At 63.0% G+C, this 21049-nt stretch carries 23 protein-coding genes, 1 tRNA gene and 1 riboswitch; of the genes, 17 read left to right on the top strand and 7 right to left on the bottom strand.

The window, feature by feature from the left end:
- Positions 1-112 precede the first annotated feature (112 nt).
- The 3 genes from EO245_RS13400 to ribH all read left to right on the top strand — a co-directional run bounded on the left by EO245_RS13400 (position 113) and on the right by ribH (position 1087).
- Positions 113-409, top strand: coding sequence for a hypothetical protein (locus tag EO245_RS13400; RefSeq protein ID WP_164931292.1), 297 nt, complete (start codon positions 113-115; stop codon positions 407-409).
- Between the two features lie 111 nt (positions 410-520).
- Positions 521-596, top strand: a tRNA-Lys gene (locus EO245_RS08655).
- A gap of 68 nt (positions 597-664) precedes the next feature.
- The gene (ribH, locus tag EO245_RS08650) at positions 665-1087 is read left to right on the top strand and encodes a 6,7-dimethyl-8-ribityllumazine synthase (RefSeq protein ID WP_128892542.1); all 423 of its coding nucleotides are present in this window, start codon (positions 665-667) and stop codon (positions 1085-1087) included.
- On the opposite strand, the gene EO245_RS08645 is transcribed toward ribH, so the two are convergent.
- Both EO245_RS08645 and EO245_RS08640 read right to left on the bottom strand, forming a co-directional pair.
- Positions 1084-2172 carry a hypothetical protein gene (locus EO245_RS08645; RefSeq protein ID WP_128892541.1) on the bottom strand — a complete coding sequence of 363 codons (1089 nt, stop codon included), beginning with the start codon at positions 2170-2172 and terminating at the stop codon, positions 1084-1086. The two genes, ribH and EO245_RS08645, sit on opposite strands and share 4 nt — an antisense overlap.
- A gap of 2 nt (positions 2173-2174) precedes the next feature.
- Positions 2175-3245: a phosphotransferase gene (locus EO245_RS08640; protein WP_128892540.1), complete on the bottom strand. Its 1071-nt coding sequence runs from the start codon at positions 3243-3245 to the stop codon at positions 2175-2177.
- 53 nt (positions 3246-3298) lie between these two features.
- Between EO245_RS08640 and EO245_RS08635 the strand changes: the two genes are divergently transcribed.
- A complete protein-coding gene (locus tag EO245_RS08635; RefSeq protein WP_128892539.1) occupies positions 3299-3559 on the top strand; it encodes a hypothetical protein in 261 nt (86 codons plus the stop codon).
- Here EO245_RS08635 and eno read toward each other — a convergent pair.
- Complete coding sequence (eno, locus tag EO245_RS08630; RefSeq protein WP_128892538.1) at positions 3556-4842, bottom strand: phosphopyruvate hydratase; 1287 nt, start codon at positions 4840-4842, stop codon at positions 3556-3558. The genes EO245_RS08635 and eno overlap by 4 nt on opposite strands.
- Positions 4843-5013: 171 nt before the next feature.
- Between eno and EO245_RS08625 the strand changes: the two genes are divergently transcribed.
- The 5 genes from EO245_RS08625 to EO245_RS08605 all read left to right on the top strand — a co-directional run bounded on the left by EO245_RS08625 (position 5014) and on the right by EO245_RS08605 (position 7209).
- Entirely contained in the window at positions 5014-5556 is a 543-nt protein-coding gene (locus EO245_RS08625) for a hypothetical protein (protein WP_128892537.1), read from the top strand.
- Positions 5557-5570: 14 nt separating this feature from the next.
- Positions 5571-5975 carry a phage holin family protein gene (locus EO245_RS08620; RefSeq protein ID WP_128892536.1) on the top strand — a complete coding sequence of 135 codons (405 nt, stop codon included), beginning with the start codon at positions 5571-5573 and terminating at the stop codon, positions 5973-5975.
- Positions 5972-6337 carry a hypothetical protein gene (locus tag EO245_RS08615; RefSeq protein WP_128892535.1) on the top strand — a complete coding sequence of 122 codons (366 nt, stop codon included), beginning with the start codon at positions 5972-5974 and terminating at the stop codon, positions 6335-6337. The genes EO245_RS08620 and EO245_RS08615 overlap by 4 nt, the downstream gene beginning before the upstream one ends.
- Before the next feature lie 47 nt (positions 6338-6384).
- On the top strand, positions 6385-6876 hold the full coding sequence (locus EO245_RS08610) for a hypothetical protein (RefSeq protein WP_128892534.1): 492 nt from the start codon (positions 6385-6387) through the stop codon (positions 6874-6876).
- Between the two features lie 102 nt (positions 6877-6978).
- Positions 6979-7209 (top strand): DUF4170 domain-containing protein, encoded by a 231-nt coding sequence (locus EO245_RS08605; RefSeq protein ID WP_128892533.1) that lies wholly within the window; start codon positions 6979-6981, stop codon positions 7207-7209.
- A 60-nt stretch (positions 7210-7269) separates the two neighbouring features.
- Here the strand turns inward: EO245_RS08605 and greA are convergent, their stop codons facing one another.
- The 4 genes from greA to carA all read right to left on the bottom strand — a co-directional run bounded on the left by greA (position 7270) and on the right by carA (position 12606).
- Positions 7270-7737 carry a transcription elongation factor GreA gene (gene greA / locus EO245_RS08600; protein ID WP_128892532.1) on the bottom strand — a complete coding sequence of 156 codons (468 nt, stop codon included), beginning with the start codon at positions 7735-7737 and terminating at the stop codon, positions 7270-7272.
- 112 nt (positions 7738-7849) lie between these two features.
- Complete coding sequence (carB, locus tag EO245_RS08595; RefSeq protein WP_128892531.1) at positions 7850-11173, bottom strand: carbamoyl-phosphate synthase large subunit; 3324 nt, start codon at positions 11171-11173, stop codon at positions 7850-7852.
- Positions 11174-11428, bottom strand: coding sequence for a hypothetical protein (locus EO245_RS08590; RefSeq protein ID WP_164931291.1), 255 nt, complete (start codon positions 11426-11428; stop codon positions 11174-11176).
- Positions 11425-12606, bottom strand: a complete 1182-nt coding sequence (gene carA / locus EO245_RS08585; protein ID WP_128892529.1) for a glutamine-hydrolyzing carbamoyl-phosphate synthase small subunit — start codon at positions 12604-12606, stop codon at positions 11425-11427. Before carA ends, EO245_RS08590 begins: the two co-directional genes overlap by 4 nt.
- Positions 12607-12753: 147 nt before the next feature.
- Between carA and EO245_RS08580 the strand changes: the two genes are divergently transcribed.
- The 8 genes from EO245_RS08580 (at position 12754) to EO245_RS08545 (ending at position 21034) form a co-directional block, all read left to right on the top strand.
- Positions 12754-13206 carry a GatB/YqeY domain-containing protein gene (locus EO245_RS08580; protein ID WP_128892528.1) on the top strand — a complete coding sequence of 151 codons (453 nt, stop codon included), beginning with the start codon at positions 12754-12756 and terminating at the stop codon, positions 13204-13206.
- On the top strand, positions 13203-13961 hold the full coding sequence (locus tag EO245_RS08575) for a hypothetical protein (RefSeq protein ID WP_164931290.1): 759 nt from the start codon (positions 13203-13205) through the stop codon (positions 13959-13961). The genes EO245_RS08580 and EO245_RS08575 overlap by 4 nt, the downstream gene beginning before the upstream one ends.
- Positions 13962-14005: 44 nt before the next feature.
- Positions 14006-15892, top strand: a complete 1887-nt coding sequence (dnaG, locus tag EO245_RS08570; protein ID WP_128892527.1) for a DNA primase — start codon at positions 14006-14008, stop codon at positions 15890-15892.
- 10 nt (positions 15893-15902) lie between these two features.
- Complete coding sequence (gene rpoD / locus EO245_RS08565) at positions 15903-17915, top strand: RNA polymerase sigma factor RpoD (protein WP_128892526.1); 2013 nt, start codon at positions 15903-15905, stop codon at positions 17913-17915.
- Positions 17916-17968: 53 nt separating this feature from the next.
- Positions 17969-18049, top strand: a riboswitch (ZMP/ZTP riboswitch).
- A gap of 18 nt (positions 18050-18067) precedes the next feature.
- Positions 18068-18502, top strand: coding sequence for a ribose 5-phosphate isomerase B (gene rpiB / locus EO245_RS08560; protein WP_128892525.1), 435 nt, complete (start codon positions 18068-18070; stop codon positions 18500-18502).
- An 8-nt stretch (positions 18503-18510) separates the two neighbouring features.
- Positions 18511-19821 carry a serine hydroxymethyltransferase gene (glyA, locus tag EO245_RS08555; protein ID WP_128892524.1) on the top strand — a complete coding sequence of 437 codons (1311 nt, stop codon included), beginning with the start codon at positions 18511-18513 and terminating at the stop codon, positions 19819-19821.
- A gap of 6 nt (positions 19822-19827) precedes the next feature.
- A complete protein-coding gene (nrdR, locus tag EO245_RS08550; RefSeq protein WP_128892523.1) occupies positions 19828-20304 on the top strand; it encodes a transcriptional regulator NrdR in 477 nt (158 codons plus the stop codon).
- Positions 20297-21034 carry an RNA methyltransferase gene (locus EO245_RS08545; protein WP_128892522.1) on the top strand — a complete coding sequence of 246 codons (738 nt, stop codon included), beginning with the start codon at positions 20297-20299 and terminating at the stop codon, positions 21032-21034. The genes nrdR and EO245_RS08545 overlap by 8 nt, the downstream gene beginning before the upstream one ends.
- Positions 21035-21049: the final 15 nt, after the last annotated feature.

Raw genomic sequence — 21049 nt, 5'->3', positions numbered from 1 at the left:
TGTCGAATGACAAATGGCTCCCGGCATCGAGGAGCGCTTCGACTGCAACAACAGATACAGCCACAGTTCCATCCGAGCGTCGGATGCGCGTGGCATTGCGTGAAGCCAGGACATGATCGAAGCAATCTGGAGCAGGGTCGCAAGGGTTCCTGCACGTCTGAAACGCCACGGCACGACGAGGGTCGAGACCGACCCCGTGCTTGAAACGCAGGCCGCGATCTCGGCCGCTTTGTCGACGCTGAGCGCCCCCGACGCAGGGATCGCAATCCGCGACCTCCACGGCATCCTAGGCGTCTCGCAACCGCGCGTGCTGAAGGCCGTTGAGGCTTTGCAGCGCACCGGTATGATCGAGGTCGAGGAGACCCTTCACGACCCGTTGGGTTCGATCATCCGGCTGTCATCCCGGTAAGCGCATCCAGCAAGTGCGTTTTGCCCTTTTCATCGGCAAAACACTCGCTATATGCAGCGCCTCCCCGGACGCGGTGATTCGTATCCCCTCCGGTTTTCCGCAAGGAAGTGTGGACGCATAGCTCAGTTGGTAGAGCAGCTGACTCTTAATCAGCGGGTCCTAGGTTCGAGCCCTAGTGCGTCCACCATCCTTCCCCCCTTCCCAATCGCCGGAAACGCCGCTACCCGCGCCGCAACCTGATTTGCGGAGAAATTCATGGCGCGCTTCCTGATCGTCGAAGCCCGGTTCTACGACCACCTCAACGACATGCTCATCGCCGGCGCGAAAGCCGCGCTGCAGAAGGCTGGACATGAGGTCGAGGTCCTGACCGTTCCCGGGGCGCTCGAAATTCCGGGCGCAATCTCGCTTGCCGCCGAAAGCGGCCAGTTCGACGGCTTCGTTGCTATCGGCGTTGTCATTCGCGGCGAGACCTATCACTTCGAGATCGTCGCCGGTGAAAGCGCGCGCGGCATCATGGCGCTGACCATGGATGGCATTCCAATCGGTAACGGTATCCTCACCGTCGAGAACGAACAGCAGGCCATCGTCCGTGCCGATCCGGCGCAGAAGAACAAGGGCGGCGAAGCGGCCGAAGCGGCTCTTTCTCTGCTCGATCTTCAGGGCCGGTTTGCAGGCTAGTCAGCGCCGGAGAGGAACTCGTTCAGGGCAAGCGGGCTATATGGCCCGATAATCAGCTGTTCGAACGCACCGGTTCCCGTTTCGCCGGTATCGCTCGTAACCTCGCAGATCGACTGGACGTGCAGGTTATCCGGCTGTAGCGGCTCGACCTCGTCCAGTGCGAAATCCTCCCGCGCGACTTTCAGCGCACCATGGTACATGCCGTGGCCCCATTCCGGATGCGTGTATCCTAGCCCTCGCATCTGGAATCGCTCGACCGGCGCGAATTCGATCCTCTTCGGACCCCCGGGAATATCCAGCTCGAGGATGCCGCTCTCGGGCCAGCGTGTTCCCGTCACCAGCTTGGCTTCCAATAAGCCGTGACCTTCGACGATGTCACCGACGTCGCCGCCCTCGGGCAACCACGCCGCGCGCGTATTCCAGGCGTGACCGTCCTTTTCCGCATTGATGTGGAAGAAGAGGCTGCCGCTCGGCAGGTTCACCGGCGTCCACTGCCAGAAGAAACTCGGCATCGGCGTGCCGGGCATGGGCTGCATGTCGCGGGCGCCGATCGGGCGCACACCCCAGCTACGATCGCGCGTGCCCCATGTGCCCTCGCCGATCTCGCGCCTTTCACCATCGACGCTGATCCAGCCCGAGTAGCGCCCGTTCTGGGTCATCCTTGTGTAGTCCATGAAGGTACGCGGGCCGATGCGATGGGTGAAGCGCGGCTCCTCCAGCGGGAATCCCCGCGCAGTGAAATCGATCTCGGCGGAAATGCCTTCGAAATCTTCGACGATGAGGCGCAGTTTCTTGAGAGGTTCGACCACTTCGATGCGTATCGGGCCGCAGTGCAGGTCGAGCCGCTCCATCGCCAGTTCCCGGCTCGCATGGATCGAATGCTGCTTGCCGTCGCGGATGCAGGAAAAATGCGCATCCGCCACGTCGAGATGCGGATAGACCCCGAAAGCGAGCGCGAAGAAGCCTGAGCCGTCCGGCGCATATCCATTGAAGAAATAGCGGTCGTAGAAATTCCGGTCCGTACCGGAATAGGCGATCGGCTCAGGTGTCTGGTGAAGCGGGTATTCGTCGCCCTTGGTCAGCATCTCTACAATTCCTCCAGAACCTGCAGCGCATCGAGCTCGCGCGCCAGTCTCGTTGCTCCATCGGCCATGGCGAGGAACATCTTGTCCCCGCGCTCGGTCCTCTCGACGAAAGCGGCGCTGAACACGGCGGTCGAAACGCCATGCAGCGCGCCCCACCTGAGACCGCGCGCTTCCTCTTCTTCGTCTCGCTCAACGCCATGCGCGGCGAGAGACTTGCGATAGATGCCGAGCAGTTCGTCGCCGATCCGCTCGCGCTGCTCGGGCTTGATCCCTGCACCGAGGAAATAGCCGACATCGACCAGCCCATCGCTCGCGACGAGTGTCTGCCAGTCGAGCGTCGCCATGGGTTCGGCCCCGCCGCGAATGTCGAACAGCATGTTGTCGAGACGGAAGTCGCCATGGACGAGGCATCGCTTGTCGGCCTCGCGCTGGACCCACCCTTCCGCATGCGCACCGAGCGCGTGGCAAATTTCCATCAATTCGGTTGGGAGATCGTTTCTGTAGCGATCCGCGAAGACCGCCGTTGCCTGCGGATAGGCTGCGGCGAGCATCGCTTTCATCTCGGGTTTCTGGTCGAGCCAGTCGTGGGCGAACCATTCCTGCTTGCCCCAGCTAGGTCCGTGCAGTCCCGCCAGCTGCCGCATGGCCTCGCGCGCGTGATCGTCGCTGCAGCCTTCGAGCTGGTTCCCCTGCTCTGCCGGACCGCAGTCTTCCATCAGGAGGATGAACTCGCTGCCGTCATCCGACACGTGAGCGGCGAAGCAATGCGGCGTGCGGGTAGCAAGGTGAGGCGCGATCTCTCGGTAGAACCCGACCTCTTTCGCATAGAGACCGAAACCGACCGCAGTACCCCTGCTCGTTTCGTCGGCCGCGGGGAACTTGCCCGCTAGCGTCGCAGGCCCTTCCCCGTCGCACCTCAAGGTGAAGCGCACGCTGTCACCGACCTGGCCGGTGCCGATGGCCTGCCAGCCAACATCGTTCACCACCACGTCGTTCCAGCGCCCGTCGCGGCGCAGGCAATCGGTCAGCCAATCCGGCGTAACTGCATCCGGATGCGAAGGAAAATCGCTCATACCCTCTCCCAAAGGTTTTGGAACCTTATGGAGAGTTTGCCGCTCTAGCAATCATGAACGGACCATTCGAATGGATTGCGAGCATCGGGACGGTCGTAGCGGCCGCGATGATTGCATTCGACCTCGGCAGGCGTGCGACGGCCTGGGGCTTCGTGCTCTTTTGCGTGGTCTCGCTCATCTGGATCATCGTCGGCCTGACAAGCGACGCGATGCCCATTGCCGCGATGAACGCAGTGCTGCTGCTGATCAACGGTTGGGGTGTCTACCAGTACTGGTTCCACCCCAAGAACCGTGAGAAGAGCGGAAGCGGTTAGCCCGCGATCCGGCCGAAGCAGTTGCTGCCGGCGTAGAGCGCGCTGTCACCCAGCTCCTCCTCGATGCGGATGAGTTGGTTGTATTTCGCAAGCCGGTCCGACCGTGCGAGCGAACCGGTCTTGATCTGCCCGCAGTTGGTTGCGACCGCGAGGTCGGCAATCGTCGCATCCTCGGTTTCACCCGAACGGTGGCTCATGACCGAGGTGTAGCCGGCACGGTGAGCAATATTCACCGCTTCGAGCGTCTCGGTCAGCGTGCCGATCTGGTTGACCTTCACCAGCAGCGAGTTCGCCAAGCCCTTGCCAATGCCCATGGTAAGGCGCGAAGGATTGGTCACGAAGAGGTCGTCGCCGACCAGCTGGACCCGGTCGCCGATGAGATCGGTCAGCGCCTTCCAGCCTTCGAAATCGTCTTCGCCCATGCCGTCCTCGATCGAACGGATCGGATAATCGTCGCACAGCTTGGCGAGATACTCCGCCATTTCCTGCGAGGAGAGCGAAGTGCCCTCGCCCGCCATGTCGTAGCGACCATCGGCGAAGAATTCGGTCGAAGCGCAGTCGAGAGCGAGCGCGATGTCGCTGCCCGGCTTGAACCCGGCCTTCTCGATCGATTCCATGATGAAATCGAGTGCATCACGCGTGCTGGCGAGATCCGGAGCGAAGCCGCCTTCGTCGCCAACCGCCGTGGACAGCCCCTTTTCCGACAGGCCCTTCTTGAGCGTGTGGAACACCTCGGCACCCCAGCGCACGCCCTCAGCGAGCGATTCCGCGCCCACCGGCATGATCATGAATTCCTGGATGTCGATCGGGTTGTCGGCATGCTCGCCGCCATTGATGATGTTCATCATCGGGACCGGGAGGACATGGGCTGCGACGCCGCCAATGTAGCTGTAGAGCGGCAGGCCGCGCGCATTGGCGGCAGCCTTCGCAACCGCGAGGCTGGTCCCGAGAATCGCGTTGGCGCCGAGGCGGCCCTTGTTCTCCGTCCCGTCGAGCGCCATCATCGCAAGATCGACATCGCGCTGGTCTTCGGCATCGAGGCCGAGGATGTGGTCGGCGATCTCGCCGTTCACCGCGTCCACCGCCTTGGTCACGCCCTTACCGAGATAGCGCGTCTTGTCGCCGTCGCGAAGTTCGACAGCCTCGTGCGCGCCGGTCGAAGCGCCGGAGGGGACTGCGGCGCGGCCGAAGCTGCCGTCTTCGAGGAGGATATCGACCTCGACCGTGGGATTGCCCCGGCTATCGAGAATTTCGCGTCCGTGAATATCGATGATCTGCGTCATGACTTGCTCCGAGCCGGGAAGGTGTTGTAATGAGTTAATACAGCCCCATATGGGTCTTGCAGGCGCTCTATGCCGCGGAACAAAACCGCGCAAGTTGCGTTGCAGCATTGACGGGACGGAATAGGTTTTCAGACCTGCCATCCCATTGAATTCGAGGGTAAAGGAAGAAACATGGCAGAAGCGACCACATCGAAGCGCAAGCCTGCGAAAAAGGCTGCGACCAAATCCACCAAGAGCACGACCACTGCTGCGACCGATAACAAGGCCGAAGCGAAGACCCGGTTCAACGCCGCGCTCGAAGAAGCGAAGGCGGGCGCTGCTGCGCTGAAGGACGAAGCGACCGGCCGTGCCGTTGCCTATCGCGACCAGGCCAAGGGCAAGTCGCAGGACTGGGCGAGCGATGCCAAAACCAAGTCGCGCGAACTCGCGACCGAAGGCAAGACCAAGGCCAGCGATGCGATTTCCTCGCTCGGCAAGGTCGTCGGCGACAATGCCGGCCAGCTCGACGATCGTTTCGGCGAGAAATACGGCGACTATGCTCGCAGCGCATCGCGCAGCCTGCAGGAAACCGCCGCGAAGCTCGACAACAAGAGCGTCGACGAAATCGGCGAAGATGCCCGCGAATTCGTTCGCAAGAGCCCGGGCCTCGCGGTCGGCCTTGCTGCGGTCGCCGGATTCATGCTCGCCCGCATGTTCGGCGGCAGCCGCGACTGAGCGGCGCGCGCTGAATGCTCGACGGGGAGAGCACCGGACCGGAAACGCCGTATACGACACCTGACGAGGGGGTAGAGGATCAGCCGATCCGCTCCCTCGCCGAGGATGTCGAGGCGCTTTACGAAGACGGCAAGACTTATGTCGAAGCCGAGCTCGCGTATCAGAAAACGCGGGCTCGCTTCGTATCGACCCATGCTAAGGCCGGTGCGGCCTTCGGTATCGGAGCGGTATTCCTGTTCCACATGGCGCTTATCGGGCTTACCGTTGGCGCCATCCTCAGCCTGTCGCCGATTATCGGGCCGCTGCTCGCAACGCTCGCTGTTGTCGGCGTGCTGCTCCTGATTGTGGGCCTGCTCGGATATCTTGCGAAGAAGCGCTTTGGCCGCATTCCCGAAGCGTTCGACGAGAAGTCGTCATGAGCAAGTCGATCGACCGGCAGCTGCTCGAAGATCGCGCGCTGCGCGATGCCGCGCTCGCCCTGGTGAAGGCGGACGTCGAGCATGTGAAGACCGACTTCAGCACCGAAGGCCTGGTCTCCCGCTTCGCCCGGCGCATGAGCGAAGGCGCGACCGACGTATATGAAGATGCTGCAGAGGTCGCCGACGACAACAAGGGCCTGCTCGCTGCGCTGGTTGCAGCGGTCGTGCTCTGGTTCGCGCGCAACCCGATCATGAGCCTGTTCGATGACGAGTTCGCGAGCGAGGAAGAAGACTACGAAGATGGCGAACAGGGCGAATTCTGGGACGAATACGACGAAGCGCCATTTGACGAGGAACAATGAACCGGCCCCCTCGGTTCGACTATAGTTAGAGAAATTGGAGAAGCCCCGTGGTTGACGATGCCAAGAGAGACGAATTGAGAGCCAAGATCGAAGCGGGCGAGCAGCGCAATGCGCAGCGCTCGGTCGCCGATTATGCTCGCGATGCCACCAATAGCGCGACCGAGTTCGTGAAAGAGCACCCGATTACCGCCGTTGCCGGCGTCGCCGTCATCGGCCTCGCTATCGGTGCAATGACGCGCCCGGGTCGCCGCGTTGCGCGCCAGGCTGGCGCCCGTGCAAGCTCGCTTGCGTCGGTGGCTGCAGAACTCGGCCTCGCTTATGCGACCGGCATGCTCGATGCGGCAGGCGATGCCGCGCGTACCGGCCGCGACAAGCTCGAAGATTTCGGTGACGACGTTGCGCACAGCGCCCGTTCGGCCAAGCGCAGCGCAGCCCATCTCGCGGGCGACGGGGCGGATAACGTCCGATTCCTCGGTCGCAAGGCAGCGCGCCAGGCCGGCCGTTCGGTTCGCAATGTGAAGTCGCGCCTCGGCCGCTGAGCAGCTTGAATACGTAGTTGGAAACGGCGCGCGGGCTTGCCCGACGCGCCGTTTTCGCTATGTGCGCCCTCGAATTCTCCCCAGGCAAAGGCAACAACCCCAATGTCCGATATCAAACCAGTCCAGAAGCTGTTCCTCGTGATGGGCGGCCGCGTGACCGATCCGCGCTCGTTCGAATTCCAGGATCCCGAAAGCATCCACGTGGTTGGCGTGTTCAGCGATTACGACAATGCCGTCGAAGCATGGCGCGCCAATGCGCAGCGCACGGTCGACGATGCGGAAATGAAATATGTCGTGGTTCCGGTCCACGAACTGCTCACCCCGGAAGGCTGACCACCAACGAAAAAGGGCGGCCCGCGAAGGCCGCCCTCTTTGTATCTGCCGTCAGCCGGATCAGATGTATTCGATCTTCTCGATCAGGTAGAACTTGTCGCCCGAAGGGACAGTCACTTCGATCTCGTCATCGACACGCTTGCCGATCAGCGCACGGCCGAGCGGCGAGTTGTAGGAAATCCGGCCACCCTTTGCATCGGCCTCGGTCTGGCCGACGATCTGGTATTTCACCGGCTTGTCGTCTTCGTCGAGCAAGGTGACGGTCGCACCGAACACCACCTTGTCGCCCGAAAGCGTGGTCGGATCGATGATCTGCGCGCGGCTGACGCGGTCTTCGATGTCCGCGATCTGCGCTTCGATCTGACCCTGACGCTCCTTCGCCGCGTGATACTCGGCGTTCTCGGAGAGGTCGCCATGCGCGCGCGCTTCTTCGATCGCATCGACGATCTTCGGTCGCTCGGCGCGCAATGCCTTCAAGTCAGCCGTCAGCTTTTCATAGCCTTCGGCCAGCATCGGAACCTTTTCCATTAATCCCTCAATCCTTCCAGCGCCGCGCTAACCTAGCGACAATTCGAAGCCTTCCACCTAATCGGTTAGGTGGCCTTTCACTCCGAATTGTCGGGGGTGGTACGCGGCAGTTTCAGCTATAATAGTCTTGCATCGAGCGCACTTCAAGCTGGCTCGGTTCGACAGTGCGGATTGCCTCGGCTGCAGCGAGCGATGCGGCGGCGGTCGTGTAGTAGGGAATCTTCATCTCCAGCGCGGTTGCGCGGATCGATTTTGAGTCCACCAGCGACTGCCAGCCTTCGGTCGTGTTGAAGACGAGATCGATGTCTCCATCGATCATCCGGTCGACAATGTGCGGCTGCCCTTCGGCGACCTTGTTGACCCGCTCGACCGGGAGCCCCTGCTCCTCGAGATAGCGCTGCGTGCCGCCGGTGGCGACGACTTCGAAGCCCTGCTCAATCAGGATGCGCACCGCCGGGAGGATGACCGGCTTGTCGCTTTCCTTGACCGAGACGAAGGCTCGTCCGCTGCGCGGAAGGCGAACTCCTGCGCCCAGCTGGGACTTGAGGAAGGCTGCCGGGAAATCGGCATCGATCCCCATGACCTCGCCGGTCGAACGCATTTCCGGCGTAAGTACCGGGTCGGCCCCGGGGAAGCGGTTGAACGGGAACACGGCTTCCTTGACCGCCATGTAGTCGAGATCGCGCTTGAACGGCGGGAAGCTCGCAAGCGGTTCGCCCGCCATGACGCGCGCGGCGATCTTTGCGATCGGCTGGCCGATGGCTTTCGCCACGAAAGGCACGGTGCGGCTGGCACGCGGGTTCACCTCGATCAGGTATACCTCGCCGTCCTTAACCGCGAACTGCACGTTCATCAGGCCGACGACATTGAGCGCACGAGCAAGAGCCTCGCCCTGGCGTTCCATCTCCTCGACGATTTCGGGCGCGAGCGAGTACGGCGGGATGGTGCAAGCGCTGTCGCCCGAGTGGACACCGGCTTCCTCGATGTGCTGCATAACGCCCGCGATGCGGACCTCGTTGCCGTCGCATACGACATCGACATCGCATTCGACGGCATCGCGCAAGTACTGGTCGACCAGCACCGGGCTGTCGCCCGATACATTGACCGCGGTGCGGATGTAGTCGTCGAGCTGCGCTTCGCTGTCGACAATCTCCATCGCGCGGCCACCAAGGACGTAGGACGGGCGCAGCAGCACCGGGTAGCCGATACGCTGGGCGACCGCCGCCGCCTCGTCACGGCTGTAGGCAATGCCGTTGTCGGGCTGCTTGAGCTTCAGCTTGTTGACCAGCTTGGCGAACCGCTCGCGGTCTTCGGCGAGGTCGATCGCATCGGGCGAGGTGCCGAGGATCGGAATGCCCTCCTCTTCCAGCGCCTGCGCCAGCTTGAGCGGGGTTTGCCCGCCGAATTGCACGATGACGCCGACGAGTTCGCCGTTCTGCTGCTCGACCCGCAGGATTTCGAGCACGTCCTCAGCGGTCAGCGGCTCGAAATAGAGGCGGTCGGACGTATCGTAGTCGGTCGAAACCGTTTCCGGGTTGCAGTTGACCATGATGGTCTCGAACCCGGCTTCCTGCAGCGCGAAACATGCGTGGACGCAGCAGTAGTCGAATTCGATCCCCTGCCCGATCCGGTTGGGACCGCCGCCGAGGATGACGATCTTGCGCCGGTCCGACGGATAGGCCTCGTCCTCCGGCTCGCCGAAGGTCGGTGCTTCGTAGGTCGAGTACATGTAGGGCGTGATCGCCTCGAACTCGGCCGCGCAGCTGTCGATCCGCTTGAACACCGGTTCCACGCCGAGCTTGCGGCGCAGGTCGCGCACTTCGCGCTCGCTGGTCGCGCCGGCCATTGCGCGCAAAGCATCGTGCAGCAGGCCCGAGCGGCGCGCTTGCGTTTCCGCCATGCCGCCCGCCACTCCGACCGAGCGGACCGCGAGGGTCGCAAGGCGCTTGTCGGAAAAGCCCATCGACTTCAGCCTGCGCATCTCGGCTGCCGTGTTCGGCAGGCCGTTGTGGCTGATCATCTGCTCTTCGTAGACGATCGCCTCGATCTGGCGGAGGAACCAGTTGTCGTAGCCGGTGATCGGCTGGATATCCTCGACGCTCAGCCCTTCGCGGAAGGCCTGTGCGACCTTGAGCAGTCGATCCGGCGTCCGCTGCGAAAGCGCGGCGGTGATCACATCGCGGTGGACGCCTTCGAGCTCCGGCACGCGGTTGAACCCGTCGAGCCCGGTTTCCAGGCCACGCAGCGCCTTCTGGACGCTTTCCTGGAAGTTGCGGCCGATCGCCATGACCTCGCCGACCGACTTCATCGCGGTCGCGAGTTCGGCCTTGGTGCCCTTGAACTTCTCGAAAGCGAAACGCGGGATCTTGGTGACGACATAGTCGATGGTCGGCTCGAAACTTGCCGGCGTCGCCCCGGTGATCTCGTTCTCGATCTCGTCGAGCGTATAGCCTACGGCCAGTTTTGCCGCGACGCGCGCGATCGGGAAGCCGGTCGCCTTGGACGCAAGCGCGGATGACCGCGAGACGCGCGGGTTCATCTCGATCACGATCAGGCGACCATCCGCCGGATTAACCGCGAACTGGACGTTCGATCCGCCGGTTTCGACGCCGATTTCGCGCAACACCTCGATCGAGGCGGTGCGCATGATCTGGTATTCCTTGTCGGTCAGCGTCAGCGCCGGGGCGACGGTGATGGAATCGCCCGTGTGCACGCCCATCGGATCGACGTTCTCGATGGAGCAGATGATGATCGCGTTGTCCTTGCGGTCGCGCACCACCTCCATCTCGTATTCCTTCCAACCGAGGAGCGATTCCTCGATCAGGACCTCGGTCGTCGGCGATGCGTCGAGGCCCTCGCGCACGATCCGCTCGAATTCCGCCTTGTTGTAGGCGATGCCGCCGCCGGTCCCGCCGAGCGTAAAGCTCGGGCGGATGATGGACGGCAGGCCGGTGCGCTCGAGCACCGCATACGCTTCCTCGACCGTGTTCGCGACGCCGCTGCGCGCGCTTTCGAGGCCGATCTTGTCCATCGCCTCGCGGAAGCGCTGGCGGTTCTCCGCCTTGTCGATCGCATCGGCATTCGCGCCGATCATCTGGACGCCGTGTTTCTCGAGCGTGCCGTCGTTGAACAGAGCCAGCGCGCAGTTCAGCGCAGTCTGCCCGCCCATCGTGGGAAGCACCGCGTCGGGCTTTTCCTTCTCGATGATCTTGGCGACGATTTCCGGCGTGATCGGCTCGATATAGGTCGCATCGGCGAATTCCGGATCGGTCATGATCGTCGCCGGGTTGGAGTTCACCAGGATGACCCGGTAGCCCTCTTCCTTCAGCGCCTTGATCGCCTGCGTGCCGGAATAGTCGAACTCGCAGGCCTGGCCGATGATGATCGGGCCGGCGCCGATTACGAGGATCGAGGAGATGTCAGTGCGTTTGGGCATTCAATTCGCCATGTCTGCTGTTGCGCCAATCCGGTCCTGTCCGGAACGAATGCATTCGATTTGACCATTCGAGAGGTTTGAGCCCGAAAGCACGATCATCGGATGATCGCGACCTTCGGTTTCGAGCCTTACCGTCGAAGGAAGAGCGCAATTCTCGGCAAGTTCAGCAAACTGCGCTTCCGTGAGAGCAGGCCTGCTATCCACTGTGCAAGCTGCGATCATGATGACGGTAGAAATCAGGTACACAAGCTTCACCCAAGCATCCCGACGAACTTCTGAAATAGGTAGAAACTGTCCTGCGGGCCCGGCGAAGCCTCGGGGTGGTACTGCACCCCGAAAGCCTTCTTGCCGCTAATCGCGATCCCGCAGTTGGAGCCGTCGAACAGAGAGACATGCGTCTGCTCGACGCCTTCGGGCAGCGTGTCGGCATCGACTGCGAAGCCGTGGTTCATGCTGGTGATCTCGACGAGGCCCTGCGTCTCGCCCCAGCCCTCGCCGACGCGCTGGACAGGGTGGTTCGCGCCGCGGTGGCCCTGGTGCATCTTGGTCGTCTTCGCACCCGCCGCCAGCGCCAGCATTTGGTGGCCGAGGCAGATGCCGAATAGCGGCATGTCACGCTCGAGCAGTGCCTTGATCACCGGGACGGCATATTCGCCGGTCGCCGCCGGATCGCCCGGGCCATTCGACAGGAACACGCCATCGGGATCGAGCGCGAGGATATCCTCCAGCGATGTCTTCGCCGGGACCACCGTGACCTTTGCGCCTGCTTTCACGAGATTGCGGAAGATATTGTCCTTCGAACCATAGTCGACCGCCACGACATGCGGCTTGTTGTTCCAGTCCGCGCGGCCGTAGCCATGGCCGAGGCGCCAGTAGCCGCCGCCCCAGTCTTCCTGCTTCTCGCGGGTCACGCGCTTGGCGAGATCCATGCCTTCGAGGCCCGGCCACTCCTGCGCGCGCTTGATCAGTTCGGGAATGTCGAAGCCGCCGTTCGGCTCATGCATGATAACCGCATTGGGTGCGCCTGACTTGCGGATCAGGCGGGTCAGCGCGCGGGTGTCGACGCCCGAGAGGCCGATCTTGCCCTGCGCCTTCATCCAGTCGGAGAATTCCTGCGTGCTGCGGAAATTGCTCGCCGGCGTGATCGGCTCGCGCACGACGCAGCCGACTGCGCCCTCGACCTTGCTCTCGATATCTTCGGGGTTCGCCCCGACATTGCCGATATGCGGGAAGGTGAAGGTGACGATCTGCGCCGCATAGGACGGGTCCGTCATCACTTCCTGGTAGCCGGTCATCGCGGTGTTGAAACACACCTCGCCAACCGCATGACCGGTCGCGCCGAAGCCGCGCCCCCAGATCACCGTTCCGTCGGCCAGAACGAGACAGCCCGTCGCCTCTTTGGGTTGCGCAGGATTGAAGGCAGCAGAAGCCATGTTCGGCTCTCCGAGTCAGGGGTTTTCCGGCAATGTCGCTAAGTGCCGACCGCTAGGCTTGCCCTGCCCCGCCGTCAACCTATCTCGTGGGCGAAATGTGGGCTAAGCGCCCCGCGAACCGAACCATCCACAAGAAAGACCCGATCCATGCTCCGCGACGACATCAAGACCGCCACAGTTTCCGCCATGAAAGCAGGCGACAAGGAGCGCACCGCCGCCCTTCGCCTGATCGGCGCGAAGATCAAGGATCGCGATATCGAGATGCGCACGTCCTCGAAAGAGGTCGATGACGATGCGCTGGTGATCGATGTTTTGCAAAAAATGGCGAAGCAGCGCCGCGAATCGATAACCATGTATGTTGACGGTGGCCGCGAGGAACTCGCCGAGCAGGAGCGGGCCGAGCTGGCGGTTATCGAGGAATTCCTCCCCAAGCAGATGAGCGAGGACGAAACCCGCGCTGCGATTAACCAGATCAAGCAGGAAATCGGGGCCGAATCCATTAAGGATATGGGCCGCGTAATGGCGGAACTAAAGGCTCGCCACGGCACTGTTCTCGACATGAGCAAAGCCAGTTCGCTGGTGAAGGAGAGCCTTGGATGAAACGTTTCGCCCCCGCCGTGCTGATCGCCTCAATCGCCCTTGCCGCTTGCGGCGAAGGCGTCGTCGAGCGCGAGGACAAGACCGAACTCGAAACCGCCACGACCAATGGCGAGGCAGAAGCCCTCGCCCGCGCGCTCGAGGCGGGAGATTTCGCGGATTTGCAGCTGGGGGCGAAGATCGTCGGGCCGCAGGGGCCGGAAGTGAAGTCGACGCTGGCAACGGCGGAAGGCAATTTCGCCGACATCACCTCCTACGTCGCCTGTCCGGCAGGCATGGACCCGTGCGATCCGAAGACTGCGCCGGCGGGCACGATCTACACCTATGTCCACACGGTTTACCCGGGTGAGGACAATGATCCGACGACCGGAGCGGGCACAGGCAACGATTCCTCGGACATCGAAATTGCCGAGGCGTTCAAGCTCCTCCAGCCCGCGCATGGCTTCACCGGCAAGGTCGGTTACTCGACGATGGAAGCGCTCGCGGCGGTCGGAGAGACGGCCGACGTCGTGATCACCTGCTCGGGCGGCAGCATCGTGTGGACGATCAACGCGGTCGACAAGAGCAACACCTGGGAACAGGCGGAGCCGATCACCTTTTACTGGCAATCGACCCTCCCGCCTGCAGGCCCAGCCGATGTCTATGCACTCGTCGCCAATTACACCGAGGCGCGCGGCACCGGCCCCTATCCGGCCAATGCCGAAGGTGCGACCAACGCCTGCTCGCCCCCATCCACAGCCGGTTCCACAGGCGGCTGACCGCGCCGCTTGAATAACGCGCCCGCGCCGCGCATTGCATAGGCATGGCGCTTTCCCCGCAATGGCTGGACGAGTTGAGGTCGCGTGTCACGCTTTCGAGCGTCATCATGCGCACGACCAAGCTCCAGCGCGCGGGACGCGAATGGAAAGCCTGCTGCCCGTTCCACGACGAGAAAACGCCTAGCTTCACCGTCTCGGATGAAAAGGGCTTCTACCACTGCTTCGGCTGCGGCGCGCATGGGGACGTAATCCGCTGGATGACCGACCAGCGCGGCTTGCCCTTCATGGACGCGGTCAAGGAACTCGCTGCCGAGGCGGGGATGGAGGTGCCCGCTCCGGACCCGCGCGCAGCCCAGCGTGCCGAGAAGCGCGCGAGCCTCGTCGATGTTACCGAGGCGGCGCAGCAGTGGTTCGTGCAACAGCTCGCTTCCGATGCGGGAGCTAGAGCGCGCGAATACCTCGCCTCGCGCGGGTTTCCAGCTGCCATCCTGCGCGAGTTCGGCTTCGGCTATGCGCCCGACAACAAGCAGGCCTTGAAGGCGGGCCTCGCCAATTTCGACGAGGCGATGCTCGTCGAATCCGGCATGCGCATCGAAACCGAAGAACGCGAGCATTACGACCGCTTCCGCGACCGCGTGATGCTTCCCATCCAGGACATGCGCGGCCGGGTCATCGCATTCGGTGGCCGCATCCTGGGTAAGCGGGAAGGCGTCGCGAAATATCTCAACTCGCCCGACACTCCGCTCTTCGACAAGGGGCGCACGCTCTACAACATCCACCGTGCCGGCCCCGCCTCGCGCAAGACAGACCGGATGGTTGTCGTCGAGGGCTACATGGATGTGATTGCCCTCGCCGCAGCAGGAATAGAGGATGCGGTGGCGCCGCTGGGGACGGCCCTGACCGAAACCCAGATCGGCCTGCTCTGGCGCATGGTCGACGCGCCGGTCCTCTGTTTTGACGGGGACGCTGCCGGCCAGCGTGCCGCCATGCGCGCCGTCACCCGTGCCCTGCCCCTGCTTCGCCCAGGCAAGACCTTGCGCATCGTCCAACTGCCCAGCGGCCTCGATCCCGATGACCTGATCCGCGAGAAAGGGCGCGGTGCCATGGAACAGTTGCTCGACCGGCCTGCGTCCATGCTCGACACGCTGTGGCAATATGAACTCGCGGCGGAACCGCTCGGCTCGCCCGAAGCGAAGGCCGGACTGAAGGCGCGACTGCTCGAGCATGTCGATGCGATCGAAGACCAGGATATCCGCGCGCTCTACCGGCGTGAGCTGCTCGACAAATTTTCCGCATACGCCTTCCCGCGACGCGAGAAATTCGGCGGAAAGCAACCGTGGAAGAAAGGTGCTCCGCAGCCCGCCCCCGGCCTGACCCCGGATGCAGCGCGTCGCCTGAAACAGGCCAGCGGTGCCGCCTCGAAGACAGGTCTCGCCTCTGCAGTCGTCCACGGTCTTGCCCGCCATCCCGACCAGATCGACCGCCACGCCGACGTGCTTTCGCGCTTCGCCGAGCAGGACCAGTCGCTCGCCCCGGCAATCGATTTCCTGCTCGATGCGGCGGAAACGCTTGAACACGGAGGCGATTCCCCCATATTGCTCCCTGACGGCCTCGTCGCGCCGCCGGATGAAACCCGTTTTGCCTTCCTCCGCGAAGGAACAGATCCGAAAGCTGCCCGTGACGCCCTGGCCGAAGCCGTGTCCCTGCTGGTCGAACGACCCGCGCTCGATGCCGCATTGCTGGCAGCGACCGCGCGGTTCGAGACAGACCCCGAAGGCGCCTTCGCTGAGCAGCAACGCCTGTTGAAGCGAAAGCTGGATTTCGAGCGGCGACTCGGGCAAATGGTAGGCGAAAGGGCTGCTTCGGCGGCCCGAAGTGATTCAGACGGCCGATCGGCGCAAGCCGCATCCTCCGGCCCCAAAACGGACTGAAACGAGATTTATGGCTTCCAAGTCTAAGACAGCCGAAAAAGACGATGCTCCGCTGATCGATCTCAACGAAGCGAACATCAAGAAGCTGATCACCAAGGCCAAGCGCAAGGGCTACATCACCTATGATGAGCTCAACGAAGCGCTGCCGCAGGACCAGATGAGCTCCGAGCAGATCGAGGACGTGATGTCCGCGATCAGCGAGATGGGCGTCAATATCGTCGAGAACGACGAGGAAGCCGAAGCAGAGAACGAGCAGGAAAGCGAAGTCGAGGAAATCAGCGCGGGCGATACCAAAGCCGCGAAGAAGCCCGCTGCCGCTGCTGCCAAGAAAACCTCGACCGGCGAACGCACCGACGACCCGGTGCGCATGTACCTGCGCGAAATGGGCGCGGTCGAACTGCTCAGCCGCGAAGGCGAAATCGCCATCGCGAAGCGTATCGAGGCAGGCCGCGACACGATGATCATCGGCCTGTGCGAAAGCCCGATCACCTTCCACGCGATCATTCACTGGTCGGAAGCCCTCAACAACGAGGAAATGCAGCTGCGCGAGATCCTCGATCTCGACGCCATGCTTTCCAAGGAACCTCCCGTCGACAAGATGGAGGAGGAGAACGAGGACGACGACGGCGAGATTTCGGAAGAAACCGCCGGCCCCTCGATCCGCGACGACGACGAGGATGACGACGACGATTCCGAAGGCGAAGACGGCGAAGAAGGCAGCTCGAAGAGCAGCGACGACGATGACGACGAGGACAACACCATGTCCCTCGCGCAGATGGAAGCCGCGCTGAAGCCGGAAGCCCTCGAGCGTTTCGAGCGCATCACCAAGCTCTTCAAGTCCTTCGAGAAGCTTCAGAACGAGCGCGTCGAAACCCTCGCCGCGGGCAAGGATTTCCCGGCCGCGAAGGAAAAGAAGTACGAAAAGCTGCGCGAAGACCTCACGGCCGAGGTCGAGAGCGTCCAGTTCCACGCGACCAAGATCGAGTTCCTGGTCGACAACCTTTACGCCTTCAACCGCCGCCTGACCGCGCTCGGCGGCCAGATGCTCCGCCTTGCCGAGCGTCACAAGGTCAAGCGCGTCGACTTCCTCAATGCCTATATCGGCAACGAGCTCGACGACGGCTGGCTCAAGGACATGGCGAAGAAGGACAAGAAGTGGGCTGCCTTCGCCGAGAAGGAAGCCGACGCGATCGAGCGCATCCGCGCAGAAATCGCCGATATCGCCAGCCAGACCGGCATGGCGCTGCCCGAATTCCGCCGCATCGTGAACATGGTGCAGAAGGGCGAACGCGAGGCGCGTATCGCGAAGAAGGAAATGGTCGAGGCGAACCTGCGCCTCGTGATTTCCATCGCCAAGAAATATACCAACCGTGGCCTGCAATTCCTTGATCTTATTCAGGAAGGCAACATCGGCCTGATGAAGGCGGTCGACAAGTTCGAATACCGCCGCGGCTACAAGTTCAGCACCTATGCGACCTGGTGGATTCGTCAGGCGATCACCCGCTCGATCGCCGACCAGGCGCGTACGATCCGTATCCCGGTCCACATGATCGAGACGATCAACAAGCTGGTCCGCACGAGCCGCCAGTTCCTTCACGAGCAGGGCCGCGAGCCCACGCCGGAAGAAATGGCCGAGCGTCTCTCCATGCCGCTCGAGAAGGTTCGCAAGGTGATGAAGATCGCCAAGGAACCGATCAGCCTCGAAACGCCGATCGGCGACGAGGAAGATTCGCACCTCGGCGATTTCATCGAGGACAAGAACGCGATCATCCCGGTCGATGCTGCGATCCAGGCGAACCTCAAGGAAACGGTCACCCGCGTCCTTGCTTCGCTCACCCCGCGTGAAGAGCGCGTGCTGCGCATGCGTTTCGGCATCGGCATGAATACCGATCACACGCTGGAAGAAGTCGGCCAGCAGTTCTCGGTGACGCGCGAACGTATCCGTCAGATCGAGGCGAAGGCGCTGCGCAAGCTCAAGCATCCGAGCCGCAGCCGCAAGATGCGCTCGTTCCTCGACCAGTAGGGGAACATTGAAGCCCTCCGGGTTGCGAATCCGGAGGTGCTTCAATATAGCGAGCGCGTTCGCGTGACTGACGAGACAGGCGGAGCACCGCCGTGGAGCGCGAACGTGGTTTGCCGCTCGTCTGGGCACCCTCCAGAAACACAAGGTGTGCCATGCGTATCGCCATTGCATCCGATCATGCCGCAATCGACCTCAAGGCCGAATTGCGCGACTGGCTAATCGAACAGGGTCACGAGGTCGCCGACCTCGGCCCGGACACTCATGACAGCGTCGACTATCCCGATTTCGGCTACAAGCTGGCCGGCGTCGTGGCCGATGGCACGGCCGAGCGCGGCATTGCGCTGTGCGGCTCGGGCATCGGTATTTCGATCAGCGTCAACCGCAATCCAGCGGTCCGCTGCGCGCTCGTCTCCGAACCGCTTTCGGCCAGCCTCTCGCGCGAACACAATGACGCGAACGTGCTGGCGATGGGCGCGCGCCTGACGGGCAGCGACATGGCCAAGGCCTGCGTCACCGCGTTTCTCGAGACCGAATTCGCCGGCGGCCGCCACCAGCGCCGCGTCGACAAACTCTCCAACCCGAACTGAGTATTCCCATGAGCACCGCCGAAGCCACCAGCACCGACATCATGAGCCGTTTCTGGAACGACGACCTTGCGAGCGCCGATCCGGAAATCGCAGCCGCGGTCGAGAACGAACTCAACCGCCAGCGCGACAAGATCGAATTGATCGCGAGCGAGAACATCGCATCGAAGGCCGTCCTCGAAGCAGCGGGAAGCGTCTTCACGAACAAGTATGCCGAGGGCTACCCCGGCAAGCGCTACTACGGTGGCTGCGAATATGCCGACGTGGTCGAGCGCCTCGCGATCGAGCGCGCGAAGGAGCTGTTCGGCTGCAATTTCGCGAACGTCCAGCCCAACAGCGGCTCGCAGATGAACCAGGCCGTATTCCTCGCGCTGCTTCAGCCGGGTGACACCTTCATGGGTCTCGACCTCAATTCTGGTGGCCACCTCACCCATGGATCGCCGGTCAACATGAGCGGCAAGTGGTTCAATCCGGTCGCCTATGGCGTGCGCAAGGAAGACGAGCGCATCGACATGGACGATGTCATGGCGATCGCGAAGGAGCACAAGCCGAAGCTCATCATCGCGGGCGGCACCGCCTACTCGCGCGTCTGGGACTGGGCAGCCTTCCGCAAGGTCGCTGACGAAGTCGGCGCTTACCTCATGGTCGACATGAGCCACATCTCCGGCCTCGTCGCAGGCGGCGCGCACCCCTCGCCCTTCCCGCACGCGCATGTCGTGACCACCACGACCCACAAGAGCCTGCGCGGTCCGCGTTCGGGCGTCATCCTGTGGAACGACGAAGAGCTGACCAAGCCGCTCAACATGGCGGTCTTCCCCGGCATGCAGGGCGGTCCGCTGATGCACATCGTCGCGGCAAAGGCTGTCGCTTTCCGCGAGGCGCTTCGTCCCGACTTCAAGGCCTACGCCAATGCGGTCGTCGAGAATGCCCGCGCGCTTGCCGCGAGCCTCGAGGAAAACGGCCTGCGCATCGTTTCGGGCGGCACCGATAACCACTCGATGCTGGTCGACCTCACCGCGAAGGATGTGACCGGCAAGGATGCCGAAAAAGGCCTCGATCGCGCTTGGCTGACCTGTAACAAGAACGGCATTCCGTTTGACACGCGTAGCCCCTTCGTGACCAGCGGCATCCGCCTCGGCACGCCAGCAGGCACGACCCGCGGCTTCGGCCCGGCCGAATTCCGCAAGGTCGGCGCGCTGATCGCCGAGGTCGTCGACGGGCTTTCGAAGAACGGCCCCGAAGGCGACGCGCAGGTCGAGGAGAGCGTGCGCAACCGCGTTTCGCAGCTCTGCGCCGACTTCCCCGTCTATCCGGGGCGTTGATATCGCATGCGGTGCCCCTTTTGTGCGCATGACGACAGCCAGGTAAAGGACTCCCGCCCGACCGAGGACAGCACCTCGATCAGGCGGCGGCGGCAGTGCACCAGCTGCGGTGCGCGCTTCACGACCTTCGAGCGCGTCCAGCTGCGCGAAGTGACCATCGTCAAATCCGGCGATCGCCGCGAACCGTTCGAGCGCAGCAAGCTCGAGCACTCGGTATCGCTCGCCTGCCGCAAGCGCGACGTCGCGCAGGAGCAGATCGATCAGCTCGTCTCGGGTATCCAGCGGCAGGTCGAAACCTCCGGCGAGGCCGAAGTCCCCTCCTCGCGGATCGGCGAGCTCGTGATGGACGGCCTGCGCCAGCTCGACACGGTCGCCTACATCCGCTTCGCATCGGTCTATCGCGACTTCAGCGAAGCGCGCGATTTCGAGGAATTCGCCAGCACCGTGCAGGAAGCGGCAAAGGGCGATGGCGGCAATGGCTGAGACGGCCAAGCCGATCGTGGTCCTCGTCCGCCCGCAATTGGGCGAGAACATCGGCAAGGCCGCGCGGGCGATGCTCAACTTCGGGCTGACCGAACTGCGCCTTGTCGCACCGCGCGATGGCTGGCCGAACCCCGATGCCGGTCCGGCGGCGTCCGGTGCGGACATCGTGCTCGACGAGGCGAAAGTTTACCCAACCACGGCCGAGGCGGTCGCGGATTGCGCGAACATCTATGCAACGACCGTGCGCAAGCGGGGGGTGACCAAGCCCGTCGTCACGCCCGAGGAAGCGGCACGCGAGATCGTCACGCAGCCGGGCCGCAGCGCGATCCTTTTCGGTGCGGAGCGCTCGGGGCTGGAAACCGAGGACGTTGCCCTCGCCCGCGCGATCCTGACCGTTCCGATCAATCCGGAGTTCTCCTCGCTCAATCTCGCGCAGGCAGTGATCCTTTGCGCCTACGAATGGTCGAAGACGCAGGCGGACAGCGGAGAGCTCGCACAGCCGACGCAGGAAGAGATCCTGCCGCCCGCCTCACAGGAAGAGCTCGACGGGTTGATCGCCCATTTCGAGAAACTGCTCGAGCCGAAGGGCTATTTCCTGCCGGAGGAACGGGCCGAGGCGACCAAGCGCACGCTGCGCACCGTGCTCACCAAGCCGGGCTGGAACCACCTCGAAGTGCGCACCATGCGCGGGGTACTGTCCTCGCTCGGCAGGCCTCCGCGCGAGAAATAGCAGCCGATTTCAGAA

The sequence above is a fragment of the Erythrobacter sp. HKB08 genome (genome assembly GCF_004114695.1).
Classification (GTDB): domain Bacteria; phylum Pseudomonadota; class Alphaproteobacteria; order Sphingomonadales; family Sphingomonadaceae; genus Parerythrobacter_A.
This window is presented reverse-complemented; position numbering and strand designations above follow the sequence as displayed.